This window comes from Mycobacterium sp. NGS17, from assembly GCF_059813205.1.
On record NZ_JCALED010000009.1, the window covers coordinates 55,918 to 69,377 of the forward strand.

The 13,460-nt window shown below is 65.1% G+C and carries 10 protein-coding genes; 4 read left to right on the forward strand and 6 right to left on the reverse strand.

What is annotated here, in order from left to right; genetic code table 11:
• Nucleotides 1-52: 52 nt before the first annotated feature.
• On the reverse strand, nucleotides 53-2,590 hold the full coding sequence (locus AC5Y7E_RS19175) for an excinuclease ABC subunit UvrA (RefSeq protein ID WP_499950364.1): 2,538 nt from the start codon (nucleotides 2,588-2,590) through the stop codon (nucleotides 53-55).
• Between the two features lie 121 nt (nucleotides 2,591-2,711).
• Between AC5Y7E_RS19175 and AC5Y7E_RS19180 the strand changes: the two genes are divergently transcribed.
• On the forward strand, nucleotides 2,712-3,872 hold the full coding sequence (locus tag AC5Y7E_RS19180; RefSeq protein WP_499916709.1) for an alpha/beta fold hydrolase: 1,161 nt from the start codon (nucleotides 2,712-2,714) through the stop codon (nucleotides 3,870-3,872).
• Nucleotides 3,873-3,925: 53 nt separating this feature from the next.
• Here the strand turns inward: AC5Y7E_RS19180 and AC5Y7E_RS19185 are convergent, their stop codons facing one another.
• Complete coding sequence (locus tag AC5Y7E_RS19185) at nucleotides 3,926-5,056, reverse strand: BTAD domain-containing putative transcriptional regulator (protein WP_499915607.1); 1,131 nt, start codon at nucleotides 5,054-5,056, stop codon at nucleotides 3,926-3,928.
• A gap of 27 nt (nucleotides 5,057-5,083) precedes the next feature.
• On the reverse strand, nucleotides 5,084-6,496 hold the full coding sequence (locus AC5Y7E_RS19190) for a serine/threonine-protein kinase (RefSeq protein ID WP_499950366.1): 1,413 nt from the start codon (nucleotides 6,494-6,496) through the stop codon (nucleotides 5,084-5,086).
• Between the two features lie 232 nt (nucleotides 6,497-6,728).
• Between AC5Y7E_RS19190 and AC5Y7E_RS19195 the strand changes: the two genes are divergently transcribed.
• The gene (locus AC5Y7E_RS19195; RefSeq protein ID WP_499915603.1) at nucleotides 6,729-7,979 is read left to right on the forward strand and encodes a hypothetical protein; all 1,251 of its coding nucleotides are present in this window, start codon (nucleotides 6,729-6,731) and stop codon (nucleotides 7,977-7,979) included.
• A 181-nt stretch (nucleotides 7,980-8,160) separates the two neighbouring features.
• On the forward strand, nucleotides 8,161-8,340 hold the full coding sequence (locus AC5Y7E_RS19200; protein WP_499915601.1) for a hypothetical protein: 180 nt from the start codon (nucleotides 8,161-8,163) through the stop codon (nucleotides 8,338-8,340).
• Nucleotides 8,341-8,475: 135 nt separating this feature from the next.
• Here AC5Y7E_RS19200 and AC5Y7E_RS19205 read toward each other — a convergent pair whose 3' ends face one another.
• The gene (locus AC5Y7E_RS19205; protein WP_499915600.1) at nucleotides 8,476-9,246 is read right to left on the reverse strand and encodes an alpha/beta fold hydrolase; all 771 of its coding nucleotides are present in this window, start codon (nucleotides 9,244-9,246) and stop codon (nucleotides 8,476-8,478) included.
• A gap of 186 nt (nucleotides 9,247-9,432) precedes the next feature.
• On the opposite strand from AC5Y7E_RS19205, the gene cax reads away from it, so the two are divergent.
• Nucleotides 9,433-10,590: a calcium/proton exchanger gene (gene cax, locus AC5Y7E_RS19210; protein WP_499915598.1), complete on the forward strand. Its 1,158-nt coding sequence runs from the start codon at nucleotides 9,433-9,435 to the stop codon at nucleotides 10,588-10,590.
• A 101-nt stretch (nucleotides 10,591-10,691) separates the two neighbouring features.
• Here cax and AC5Y7E_RS19215 read toward each other — a convergent pair whose 3' ends face one another.
• Both AC5Y7E_RS19215 and AC5Y7E_RS19220 read right to left on the reverse strand, forming a co-directional pair.
• Entirely contained in the window at nucleotides 10,692-11,864 is a 1,173-nt protein-coding gene (locus tag AC5Y7E_RS19215) for a CaiB/BaiF CoA transferase family protein (protein WP_499915595.1), read from the reverse strand.
• 67 nt (nucleotides 11,865-11,931) lie between these two features.
• Nucleotides 11,932-13,455, reverse strand: a complete 1,524-nt coding sequence (locus AC5Y7E_RS19220; protein ID WP_499915593.1) for an aldehyde dehydrogenase family protein — start codon at nucleotides 13,453-13,455, stop codon at nucleotides 11,932-11,934.
• Nucleotides 13,456-13,460: the final 5 nt, after the last annotated feature.

A 13,460-nucleotide genomic window follows, 5' to 3' on the forward strand; every position in this document is an offset into this window, starting at 1 on the left:
TCGGACTCAGCAAGAGCGCTCTTGACAGTTCGATCGACAGCTTCACCGAGTATCAGCCAGCGCCAACCGCTTTCGCCAGATACGGCGCCGTACGACTGTGTTTTGCGCGTGCCACCTTCTTCGGCGGCCCCGCGGCAACGACCCGACCGCCGTCGCTGCCGGCTCCCGGTCCCAGGTCGATCACCCAGTCCGCACCCGCGACCATCCGCATATCGTGTTCGGCCACCACGACCGTATTGCCCGCGTCGACCAGGCGGTGCAGCTGACGATCGAGCAGGTCCACATCTGCGGGGTGCAGCCCGGTGGTCGGCTCGTCGAGGACGTAGAGGGTGTGCCCTCGCCGGGGCCGCTGCAGTTCGGAGGCGAGCTTGATTCGCTGCGCCTCGCCACCCGACAGCTCGGTCGCGGGTTGTCCCAGACGGAGATACCCCAGCCCGACCTCTTGCAACGTCGTCAGGCTCCGCGCTGCGTTGGCGACGCCGGCAAAAAATTCCGAAGCCTCGTCGACGGTCATCGCGAGCACGTCGGCGATCGTACGGTCGCGGTAGCGCACCTCGAGCGTCTCGTCGGAGTAACGCGCTCCGTGACAGGCCGGGCAGGTTGCGTATGTGCCTGGCAGGAACAACAATTCGACCGAGACAAACCCCTCCCCCTGACAGGTCGGGCAGCGGCCCTCGGCCACATTGAAGGAAAACCTGCCCGCTGTCCAACCGCGGCGACGCGCCTTTGGAGTCGCGGCGAATTCGCGGCGGACGGCGTCGAACAGGCCGGTGTAGGTCGCCAGCGTCGACCGCGGGGTGCGTCCGATCGGGCGCTGGTCGACCGATACCAACCGGTTGATATTTTCGGTCCCCTCGGCCGTCACTCCGACGCTCGCGTCGTGATCGAGATCGATGATCCCGCTGTCCGTTTCGTCGTCATCGGATTCGGTCGGCTCCACAACCCGTCCCGTGCCGAGATGGCTTTTCACGACATCGCCGAGGACCTTGACGACGAGCGTCGACTTGCCCGAACCGGACACTCCGGTGACCGCGGTGTACACACCGAGCGGTAGGTCCACGTCGAGGTCTGTCAAATTGTGGAAGCAGATCCCGCGCAGCCGCAGCTGCCCCGACTGGGTGCGGGCTTCGCGTGACTGCGGCCTGGCCCCGTCGAATAGGTACCGACGGGTGACCGACTCTTCGACGTCGGCCAGACCCGGCACCGGCCCGCTGTAGAGCACGCCGCCGCCAAGCTCCCCCGCCCCGGGCCCGACGTCGACGATCCAGTCGGCACGGCGCACCACGTCCATCTCGTGCTCCACCACGAAGAGCGAATTGCCCGCGCGCCGAAGGCGATCGAGCACCTCGAGTAGCGGTTCGGCGTCGGCGGGGTGCAGTCCGGCCGACGGCTCGTCGAGCACATAAAGCACGCCGAACAGGCCGGCACGCAGCTGAGTGGCCAGCCGCAACCGCTGCAGTTCGCCGGGCGACACCGTCGGAGTGCGGCGACTAAGAGTGAGATAACCGAGGCCAAGATCGATGAGTACCTGCAGGCGTGCGACCAGGTCGGCGGCGATCATGGTCGCCACTTCTGTCAGCTCACCGGATTGCGTTGACTCGTAAGCGGCGGCGGCATCGGTCCGAGAAGCCGTCGGGCGCAACGCGTCAGCAAGCTCGGCCAGCGGCATCGCCGTGTAGTCGGCGATGGTGCGGCCGGCGAAAGTCACCCTCAGCGCCTCGGGCCGCAGCCCGGAACCGTCGCATACGGGGCACTCGACGCTGTCGACGAATTGCAGTACGCGACGACGCATCATCGCGCTATGCGAGTTGGCCAAGGTGTGGCGGACGTGGCGTTCGGCGCTGGAGAACGTGCCGTTGTAGTAATAGTCGGCCTGCACGGGATGCTGGCTGGGATCGATCTCGACCGTTGGCTGCTCATCGGTGAACAGGATCCAATTGCGTTGCCGCTTAGGCAGTTTCCGCCATGGCTTGTCGATGTCGTAGCCCAGCGTGACGAGGATGTCGCGGAGGTTCTGGCCCTGCCAAGCGCCCGGCCATGCGGCCACCGCACCTTCACGAATGGTCAGCGAGGGGTCCGGCACCAGTGTCTCTTCGGTCACCCGATGAATCCGTCCCAGCCCATGGCATTCCGGGCACGCACCGACCGCGGTGTTCGGCGAGAACGCATCGGAGTCCAGTCGTTCCGTGGCGCCTCGGGGATAGGTCCCGGCGCGGGAGAACAGCATCCTCAGCAGGTTGGACAAGGTGGTCACGGTGCCGACCGTCGACCGCGACGTCGCCGAACCACGGCGCTGCTGCAGCGCTACCGCGGGCGGGAGACCGGTGATGTCGTCTACCTTTGGCGCGCCGGTCGGCAACAGCAGGCGACGGGCGTACGGAGCGACCGATTCGAAGTAACGGCGCTGCGCCTCGGCATAGATGGTCCCGAAGGCCAACGACGATTTGCCGGAACCGGAGATCCCGGTGAACGCGACCAGCGCGTCACGCGGCGCTACCACGTCGACACCCCGCAGATTGTGGACCCGCGCCCCGTAAACGCGCACGCAAGGGTCGATGTCGTCCGTGCTTCGATGGGACATTTGCGTCATCTTGTTCAGCCGAGTACCCCTGCCGCGGCGCCCGCAAGCGCGAGGCGTGCTGGTCGACACCGGGACCGACGCCTCGAGACGCCGTTTCAACGCCCGGCCGGCCGGGAACTCCGCCGTGGCCATGACGCAGACATCATCAAGCCGCATCCGCCTGAGTCATCACGTCGTGGAACTCGATGACGGGCGCCGGATCGGGCTTTCAGTCGGCGGCCGCGGAGTGCCGTTGCTGTTCATGCACGGACTTCTGCTGAGTCGTAAGGCATATCTACGGATGCTCAGCCGCATCGCCGGTATGGGATTTCTGGTCGTCGCCGTCGATGCCGCCGGGCACGGCGACACCGGGCGACTGCCCGGCGACGCCTGCGGCTTCAGCGATCGCGCCGATTCGGTATTACGGACGTTGGACGCGCTCGGCATCGGGCAAGCAGTGTTCGTCGGCCATTCGATGGGTGGGCGAATGACAATCCAGCTGGCCGCGCGGGCGCCCGAGCGGGTACTCGCCGCCGTGCTGTTCGACCCGGCGGCCGGCGGGCGGTTCGACACGACCATCCCGGAACTGGTGAAGTCGCCCACGAAGGCGTTGGGTGCGGCCTACACCGCCGTTCGCGACACGCTGGGCGACCCGACGCAGCTCTCGGCCGCGGAGCAGCTCGGGTACTTTCGCGTGCTTGCGGCGGTAGCGGTGCCGAACCTGCGTTATCCCATTGGAGCCGTCCGGACGATCAAGGCCATCATCGAGTCGGGTGATTACACGCCGATGCTGCACACCATGCGCGACGAGGGGATGCCCACGATGGTTGTCCACGCCGAAAAAGACATGATTGTGCCTTTCCCGCACGCTCGCGACATCGCCAACGAGGCCGACGCCACGCTATACCGGGTGCCCGACGCGTACCACTCGTGGATGATTGCCAATCCGCGGCAGGGCGCCGACGCGTTTCGTCAACTGCTGGACGGCGAACTCGGCGAGGTGCTGCGCAACGCGGCCGATGCGATGGGAATCGCGGACGTCGATGACCACGAGGCCTGGGAGCGCGAACTGCTGGATCCCGATGCGCTGGTGTTGGAGTTCATCCACGGTCGGGAGCGAGTTGAGATCGGGGCGGGCGAGCTCGACCATGTCGAACTCGAACTGGTGCGCCGTACCGAGCGTTCGCAGGAGCGGCTGTCGTGGGCTCGACGCACGTATCGCAGGTGGGCGGCCAAACACCTGCATCAGGCACGATCGCTGATCCGGCAGAACACCCGGATTGAGCCGGACCGCCGCGAGAAGCTGCCCTGACTTTGGCGGGCAGTACCGGCGCAACGGATGGCCACGAAAATTGCGATAGTCGACTACCGCGCGATCTCGAAGGTGAATCCGTGGCCGCAGATGCAGATCTGGTCGCCATCGGCCAGCGTCGCGCTGGCGCGAATCCGCTGCTCCCCGACGTCGACACCGTTGGCTGACCGGAGATCGGTAAGCACGAAAGTATTTCCGGTGTCGACAATCACCGCGTGGTAGCGACTGACGGTGTCATCGTCGAGAACGATGTCATTCTCGGGGAGGCGGCCGATCCTGGTTACTGTTCCTCGCAGCGGATAACGTCTTCCTTCGGTGTCGCGCAGGTGTGCGACGTCGGAGTCGTGCGCAGGCTCGGCGGAGCGCCGACGAGTCACCGCAGCGCGTTTGGCTGTTGCGCGCGCAGCCTGTTCGACGTTTAGCGGCTCTTGGCGAAGGATCCGTTGATGAAGACGCTGCAATGTGGGGCCGGGGTCAATGCCCAAATCGTCTGCGAGCGCAGCCTTGAGCCGCGCGTAGGTATCAAGCGCGTCGTATTGGCGTTCCGTCAGATAGTAGGCGGTGATCAGTTGCGCCCACAGCGGCTCTCGGTATGGATGCTCGGTCGCCAGGGATTCGAGCTCACCGATAATCGAACGGGCTCGACCGCAAGCCATTTCGGCCTCCGCCCGCGCGGTGAGTGCCACCAACTTGTCCTCCATCAGAGCGGCGTCGAAGGCGTCCACGAACGGGAAGTCACGCAGATCCTCGAGCACCGGTCCGCGCCATTCGGCCAGCGCGGCCGACAAGTGACCACTGGCCTGTTCGAACCGTCCGGCGGCCGCCGCCTCAATTCCTGCTTTGCTTTCGGTCGTGAAACGGCCTAAATCGCAATCCTTTTCGGCCACGCTAAGCCGATAGCCCGGCTGGATGCTGGCCAGGATCGCGGCGGGGTCGGCGCCCGCACCGCTGATCAATCGGCGGATCCTGGACACATGCGCATGCAGGCTCGCTCGTGCTTCGGGCGGCGGGCCTTGTTGCCACGCAGCCTCGATCAACGAATCAACCGCAACGGTGCGGTTGCGGTTGATCAACAGCAAGGCCAGCACCGCTCGCTGTTTCGCCGCGCCCAACGGTAGGTCGGTACCGTCGGCGCTCATCTGTAACGGCCCCAAGAGCCCAAACCGCAACGCGCTGAGCGTCATAGCGATCGCAATCCGTTCGCCATTCCCTCACCACAGGTACACACGCGCGCTGCTCCCGCCGACGCAGGTGATCCAGCTGTCCCCCGGTTGCTGCTGGCAGTGCATGAGAAAGTTGGAGCCGTTGCACAGCGCACCGGACACCGTTGTGCAGTCGACGGCACCCGGCGCCGAGACGGCCCGGGGTAGCGGGCTGGCGTTGCCGTATTCCGCCCAGTAGGTGGTCAAAACGCTGTTGGCGAAAAGGCATGAGGTTTCGGGGGTCCCGCGGCCGGCGTGGGTGCCGAAACCCGTGGCATTCTGCAACGAAAAGCCCTGATCGCAGGACTGGTGCAGGGCGCTCAGGTCGGGGCCGGTCACCAGCGGAGGCAGCGAAGCACGCGCGGGGGTCTCCCGCTGGGCGCTCGGCCCGTTGGTGAACAGGCCGATGTCCAAACCGATGCCGGCCAGCACCAGAGCCGCCGATATCGCGATCACGCTCGGCAGCACCCACCGGCGCCTGCCTTGGCTGCGAGGCTCCGCGGCAGTGCGGCCCGATCGGGCTCCCGCGGCGAGCGGCCGGGTGCCGTCGAAGTAATTCCATGCTTCATCCGGTGCCGCTGTGGGACCGGTGGTTTCGCCACCGCTCCCCAACGCGCGTTGGGCCGCACGGGCGAGGGCGCCCGCCGATCCGTACCGGTCGTCGGGATGTTTGGCCATGCCGCGGGCGACGACGTCGTCGAGCGCGGCGGGAATTCGCGGATTGGTCGCGCTGGGTCGCGGGGGTGGCAGAGCTAGGTGGGCGGCGACCACATGCTCGAGGCTGTCTCCGGCAAACGGGGCGTCTGCGGTGAGCGACTCGTACAACACGCACGCCAGCGAGTAGACGTCGACCGCGGGTGTGGCCACTTCGTTGCGAAATCGTTCGGGCGCCATGTAATTCAACGTGCCGATCTGAGTTCCCACCGTCGTCAGCCGAGGATCGCCTCGGCCCTCGGCTATTCCGAAGTCGACGAGATATACAAAGTCGGCGGCGGTGACGATGATGTTCTGCGGCTTGATGTCTCGATGGATCAATCCCTCGCCGTGTGCGGCATCCAGTGCGGCGGCGACCTGACTGATGATGGCCACCGCGCGTGCGGGCGTCAGCGGACCGTTCGCGATCAATTCCTGAAGGGTCTGCCCCTGCACCAGCCGCATTTCGATGTACAGACTGCCGTCGATCTCGCCCCAGTCGTGGATCGGAATGACATGTGGTTCCTGCAGAATTGCCGCCGCCTGCGACTCCCGCTGAAATCGTGTGCGAAACGTGGGGTTGGTTGAAAGCTCGTCGGCCAGGATCTTCACCGCAACGGTTCGCTGTTTGCCCGTGTCAAAGGCCTCATAGACCGCCCCGCCCCCGCCCTTGCCGAGCAGGCGCGTGAGGTTGTACTTACCGAACGTCATACCGACGCGCGAGTCCACCACCATCCCCTTGATTGCTTCGGGTACCGACGCAGTATCTCGCTCACGGCCCGCCCACGCACCCGTTTGCTGAGGAAGCCGTCGGATGCGGGTCGCCCGGCCGGCACAAGCCCGGCGCAAGAAACACGCAAGGCATGCGGCGCAGCCTCTACGTGACCGGGCAACGCAGCCCCCAGCACATAGCCAGCCACGCCGGAGCCCAGGTCCGGCCATGTTTTTCGAAGGACACGAAATGCTCAACCCAACGCATCGCGCACACCCGGGAGACCGCGACCTTCGTAACGTCAGTCCGCGCACGGGTTTCCGGCGACGGATTGGGCTGGCGACGCTCCCGCTGGCCATTGCTACGTTCGCGGCGGCAATCGCCCCGCCGCCGACCGCACACACCGAGCCCGATAGCCCGCCAGCGATGGCGGCCCACGGCGTCGAGGCTCCGCTGACGACCGTTTCCTGGTCGCAAGTTGGCCCGGGTTGGATGCTCGCGGTGTGGAGCCCGGTTCCGGGCTTGCATCCCGGTGAAGCGCCTCCCCCCGGGTCACCAACCTGGGAGACGGCCACCACGACGCTGTACCTCGTCGATCCTGCGGGTGGCCGTTACCCGATCACCACCTTCCCGCCGCCGGGCCAGGGTTCGCGTTCGAGGTTGGTCGACTGGTCGGGCGACGGGACACGCGCCCTGGTCCTCAGCGAGCAGAAGGGCCACAACACCGTCACAGAGGTCGACCTGCGCAGCGGCGAGAGAACAACGTTCGCCATCGACGGTAGCCACGCGTCCCCTCGCTACACACGCCCGGACGGCAAGGCGATCCTGCTGGACAGGTCGGACCTGTCGGGGCCTGCATCGCTCGAACGCGTCGACCTCGCGGGTAACCACCAGCTGACGTACCCGCTGGGCCAAGACGTTGACGGGTACCTCTCGACCCCCGATGGCACGCAGCTGGTGCTGGGCACACACTCCGGCCTGGCTTTGATGGGCAACGACGGGGTTGCCGGCAACACCCTGCCGATCGCGGGGCAGAAGGACTGCAGGCCTGTGCGCTGGTGGGACACCGGTGTTGCCCTCGCCCATTGCGGTACCTCCACCGGGTCGCAGCTGTGGTTGGTGCCTATCGACGGCGGGACACCGACGGCTCTGACCGCGCCCAACGACGGGCACGGGCCCGACTACGGTGACCTGAACGCGTGGCGGCTCCCGGCGGGGACGTTCCTGCAGGCCACGGGGGCGTGCGGCGTCGTGTTCGTCGCCAAGCTCAACGACGACGGCACAACGTCGCAGGTCTCGGTGCCCGGCGTGAAGAGCCGCAGCGTCGTGGTGGTCGGCGTCAACGGGGGCGACCTCGACCTTCAAGCCAGGGCCGGGTGTGGAGGCGGCCAGTCACTTATCGACTACAACCCCTCGGCCGGAACCTCGACGGTGCTGCTCGGCGAGACCGTCAACGGCGGTGGCGTCGTCAGCGCGGTGCCCTACCCGGGGCAGCGGTAGGAAGTTCTGAAATGAGACAACCGGCTCGCCTAATCGCCCTAACCGCGGGATCGGGATTGCCGCGGCGGGATGTGCCAGCGGCGACCCCGGCGCGCCGACCGCCGCGACGCCTATAAGCACTACGCAACCGTCCCATCCCAGAAGCTATGCGCCCCAAATTGTTCTGCCGTTCGGAAAGTTGATGAATCACCCTGCCGGCGTAACGATGGAAGTCGCTGACAACGTGCACGTTGCTCTCGCTCCAATCGTGTTGCCGTTCAACAACATCAAGGATCCTGCCAGTGCGGCCGTCGACGGCAAGGGCAACGTGTACCTGAACGACGGCCTGCACTTTCGGATTCTCAAGCTGTCGGTCCAGTGATGACGACGGCGTCTCGAAACGGACGGATCGCGATCGCGGCGGTGCCCAATCGTGACTGCGGCGGTGGTCAGTTGTCGCACAACAGATCCCGTCGACGGCTTCAGGCCAGGCGAATGCTCAAGGCAACCTCGATGGCTACGCCTTTGCGGCGCACGTGACGGCGAGGATGGTGCTCGCGACCAGCTCGGGATCATCGACCGTCGGAGTGTGCCCGAGGCCGGGCAAGATGGTGAAAGTCGCGCGGGGCAGGCAGTCGCGGACGATGGGTTCGCACAGCTCGAGTGGAAGAATCCTGTCGTTTTCGGCCCAGGCGATGGTGATTGGGCACGGCAGGGGGTCCATCGGTGCGACCTTCTCGTCAGCGTTGTTGAAGATGTCGTCAGTGATGGTGCATGCAAAGGACGCTTCGTTGATTTCGATGGTTCGCTCGTAGCTGAGTCGATCTCCGTGCAGCGTCAAATCGGTCAATGAGCGTCGGCGCATACCCGGCGATTTCATCAGAAGCCGGTTAAGGGGACCCATCAAGCGGCCCATCGCTATCTGCCGTCGCACCCTCTTCGCGACCTGGGCCCGCAGATCGTCTGACCACAATCCACCCGGTGAAAATGCACAGACGGATGCGGCCCGGCCACGGCGCGCCAATTCGAGCGCCGTGAAGCCACCCATCGAGTGGCCCGCTAAATGTGGGCGGTCCAATCCGTGTTTGTCGAGATAGCGTTCTGACTCATCGATCACGTCCCAGATCGTGACGGGTCGCCGCTGCACAACCGGCCCGCCGCGATGACCGAGGGCTGACGGTGTGTATACGTCGTGGTGGGTGGACAGCAGCGGCGCAATGTCCCGCCATTGATCGCCAGACCAGGTTCCGCCATGCAGGAGTACAAGAGGCGGCAGCTCGACGGACACCACCGAAGTTTGGCACCGCTTCCGCTCTTCGAACAGTCTGTTTGGTCGAAAACCCCGCAGAAGACGCGCCGGGGGCCTTCGGCGAAACAGGGCGGGGGTAAGTCGAGGTCGCCGCAGCGGCACCAGCGCGGTTTCGGCGCGAACCATTCGGTGTGGAAAACTTCAGCGCGATCAGAGGAGAGGCGCGTGACGACCACCCATCCCGAACGGCTACCGCTGCTGACCCGGCGCGACCGCATCATGATCACCATCACCGTGATCGCGTCCATGGCAGCCGGGGTTCTCAACTTCACCCACGCGAATTCATTGCTGACGTTCGCGATCTCCGCACTGGCGTTGGCCACACTGGCATCTCTGGTCGGCCGTTCGGTGGAGGCGGTCGGAGACCGGCTCGGGCCCAACGCCACTGGGATACTGCAGACGGCGCTGGGAAACCTGCCCGAGTTGTTCGTCATCCTGTTCGCACTCAAGGCAGGCCTTTCCGGCGTGGTGAAGGCCACCATCGTCGGCTCGATTCTGTCCAACGCCCTGCTGGTGCTCGGGCTGGCATTCGTGGCCGGCGGCATCAAGCACGGCCGCCAGCGCTTCGCCGCCGACGACGGACGCACCCTCGGACTGATGTTCACCCTCGCGGTGTTCATCTTGGCCGTCCCCTCGCTGACCGCTGCGATACACACCCCGGCGCAACACCACGAACGGGCGGTGTCGGTCGTCGTCTCCATCGTCATGCTCGCGCTGTTCGCACTCTCGCTGCCCGCCACGCTCGGAAAGCGGGCCGCCGATTCGGCGCTGCAAGCTGGTGATAAACCCTCGAGAGCGACCTCTCCCATTGTGGCCAGCCCCGATTCGGCCGAAGCTGCCAGCGTCGCGACGGCACACGGCGAGTGGCCGTTGGCGATGGCCATCGGCATGCTGGCCGTCGCCGGTATCGGTGCGGCCTTTGTATCGGAATGGTTCGTCGCCGCCCTAGAGCCAGCGATGCATGCCGCGGGCATCAACGAGGTGTTCGCCGGTCTGGTGATCGTGGCCATTGCCGGCAACGCGGTGGAGAATTTCGTCGGCATTCAGCTGGCGGCCAAGAACCAGATGGACTACGCGGTTCAGGTGGTACTCCAGTCGCCGGTCCAGATCGCACTCACCATCGCCCCGATCGTCTGCCTGGCGGCGGTATGGCTCGGCCAGCCCGGTTTCGATCTGGTGTTCTCGCCACTGCTGTTGGCGTCGATGGTCATGTCGGCGCTGGTCGCGGTGCTGGTGACCTTCGACGGCGAGTCGACCTGGTTTGAGGGAGCAGTGCTCGTCGCGCTCTACGTGGCGATCGCCACGTCGTTCTGGTGGGGATGAGCGGCTCCAACGGTCGCCACAGACGCCGAAACGCCTTGGAATGAACCGGCGCCCACCGAACCTCCTCATATATGAACCGTGAGCGAGGGAGGCGCCGGTGTTCAGATTGCACCCGACGAACGAAGGCGCTCCATTTCGGCCGCGTCGTAGCCCGCCAGGGCGCTGAGTAACTCTTCCGTATGCTGCCCAACGCGCGGCGCTGCTGGCGGTGCAAATCGTTCGTCGGGTTTTGTCTTGATGCAGGTGCCAATCAATTGCTGCGACGTCCCGTCCGGCTGAGCCTGCTCGTAGACGAGTCGGCGAGCCTTCGCGTGGTCGTCGTCGAACAGGTCTGCTCCCAAAAACGCTGGCGCACCAGCGATATCGGTCGCGATAAAAAAGTCGGTCCATTCCCTGCGCGTGCGGCTCGCAAAAATTGCCGTTAACTCCTCGCGCAGCCGGGCCTCTGCTTCGACATCCTCCCCCGGCTTCCGGCGCCCCGGTTCATAGAGATCCATCCTCTCGAGTGACTCGCAGAACCTCAGCCAGAACTTGTCCTCCAGCGCGTTGAACACCACGTAGTTGCGGTCGTTCGTTTCGTAGTACTGGTAACGAAGCGAAGCGCGGATTCCCTCACCGTAGGTGGGTTGACCGTTCGCCAGCGCTGTGAGGTGTTGAAAGTTCCAGTTGATCGCAGCATCGACCTGCGCTACTTCGACGTACTGCGGCTTGCCATCGCGCCCGGCGGCGTGCAGCGCGGCGAGTACGCCCATCGCTGCATACAGCGGTCCCGCCAGAACGCCTGTCGTCCCTGTCGCCGCCCCCGAAAGGCGTGGCGTTCCATCCGCATCGATGATCGGCGGGCTTAAGCCGGCGAAACAGTCGAAGGAAAGCCCGTGTGTGGCTAATCGGGTGTAGGGCCCATAGCTGCCCATGCCGTTGAGCACGCAGTACACAACTGTCGGGTTGACTGCGGCGATGTCGTCGTAGCTGAAACCGAGCCGGTGCGCGGTTCCGTAGCGTAGTCCGTCGATCACCACCGCCGATGTCGCGGCCAGGCGGCGAAACGCGTGTTGACCCTCAGGCGTTTTCAGGTTTATCGCCACACTCTTTTTGCCGCGATTCCAGTGCGAGTCCTGCAGTTCGCCGCCGGAAACCGCCGCACCGCGGAAACCGCCGCCGCCAGGCGGCTCCACCTTGATCACCTCTGCGCCCAGGTCAGCCAGATGCCCGCCCAGCGCATCCGCCGAGAACAGTGACACTTCGAGGACGCGGACATCCTTCAGCAGTTCCATACGCGACCTTTCCAGCCCGGAGTCCCTACGCGGACCCACGCCGCGTCGTCGAAGGCGCAGTGCTGCGCTACATCATTGTGATCGATTTCAACTCGGTGTATTCCTCAAAGCCCCAGCGCCCCTGCTCTCGGCCGAGTCCGCTTTGCTTGACGCCGCCGAACGGCCCCCCGCCGTTGAACATGCCGCGCGCCGGTAGAGACCAGCCGGGGCCCTGCCCACCACCCGGATTGGCTCCTAGATCGACACCGGGTGCGACAGTCTGCACCATGATGGTGCCGGTTCGGATCTGCCTGGCGACGTTGAATCCCCTTGCCGCATTGCGGGTCATCACCAGACCCGCCAGACCGTAGATCGAGTCGTTCGCAACGCGGATGGCCTCGTCTTCGGAGCTGTAGGTCACCACCGCCAGTACAGGCCCGAACACCTCCTCCTGACATAAACGCATGTCGCTGCGGCAGTCGACGAATACCGTTGGCTCGTAATAGAAGCCGCGTTCCAGATGGTCGGGACGTTTGCCGCCGGCCACTAGCCGCGCGCCTTCCTGCACCCCGGCCTGAACGAAGGCTTCAACTCGTTGACGCTGCTGATCCCTGATCAGCGGCCCGACGACAGTGGCGGGATCACGCGGGTCGCCGACCGTGATCATCGGAGCCATGGCTTTGAGGCCCTCGACATACGCTTCGAGCAGGTGCTCGGGCAACAGAAGTCGCGACGTGACGGTGCATGCTTGTCCGGCATGCATGAGCACTTGCCCGAAACCTATTCCGGCAACGTCACTTTCGGTGACATCGTCGAGGACGATGTGCGCACTCTTGCCGCCTAATTCCAGCTGCGCGCGTTTCATCGTTGCCGCCGAAAGCTCCCGGATGCGCCGCCCGGTCGCCGTCGAACCGGTGAACCCAATCATGTCAACGCCTTTGTGGGTACACAGCTCCTCTCCCACGTCCGCACCGCCCGCAACCACATTGAACACACCGGGCGGAAGGCCAGCTTGCTCGCCCACCTTGGCCAACTCCAGGGCGTTCATCGGAGTCCATGGGTGGGGCTTGAGCACCACAGTGCAACCGACGGCCAACGCGGCAAGACACTTCTGAATGTTGATCGAGAAAGGAAAGTTGAACGGCGTGATGACGCCGACCACCCCGACCGGTTCGCGGACCACCGTCACGCCGCCCAGGCCGGTCGGCGAAACCACGGGGCCGCCCGGTGTCTCCACCCACGTCACATCATGTTCGACGAACTCGCCGTAGTAGTGGGCGGCCTCGATGGCACCGCCAACCTGAATCAGGTCCGTGATGAAGCCGGTCGAGCCGATCTCGGCGACGACTAGCTCCCGAAGCTCCGCTTTGCGCTCATCGAGGATCTCAGCGAATCGCTTGATGATCTTCGCCCGTTCCCGCACGGACATCCATGGCCATGGACCTTCGTCGAAAGCCCGCCTGGCGGCCTCGATCGCCATGGCCGCCTGCTTTGGTCCAGCGTCGACGACTCGGCCGATCAACTCTTCATTGGACGGATCGATAACATCGATGGTGCCGATGGCGTTGTCGCTCAACCACTTACCGTCGATGAAGCTCTGGTACTCCCGCATCAAAC

Bases quoted from the DNA above. Each gene is read 5' to 3' on its own strand.
- AC5Y7E_RS19185 (WP_499915607.1), bottom strand. From the start codon at position 5,056: ATGACGCTCAGCGCGTTGCGGTTTGGGCTCTTGGGGCCGTTACAGATG.
- AC5Y7E_RS19175 (WP_499950364.1), bottom strand. From the start codon at position 2,590: ATGACGCAAATGTCCCATCGAAGCACGGACGACATCGACCCTTGCGTG.
- AC5Y7E_RS19180 (WP_499916709.1), top strand. From the start codon at position 2,712: ATGACGCAGACATCATCAAGCCGCATCCGCCTGAGTCATCACGTCGTG.
- AC5Y7E_RS19220 (WP_499915593.1), bottom strand. From the start codon at position 13,455: ATGCGGGAGTACCAGAGCTTCATCGACGGTAAGTGGTTGAGCGACAAC.
- AC5Y7E_RS19200 (WP_499915601.1), top strand. From the start codon at position 8,161: ATGAATCACCCTGCCGGCGTAACGATGGAAGTCGCTGACAACGTGCAC.
- AC5Y7E_RS19195 (WP_499915603.1), top strand. From the start codon at position 6,729: ATGCTCAACCCAACGCATCGCGCACACCCGGGAGACCGCGACCTTCGT.
- AC5Y7E_RS19215 (WP_499915595.1), bottom strand. From the start codon at position 11,864: ATGGAACTGCTGAAGGATGTCCGCGTCCTCGAAGTGTCACTGTTCTCG.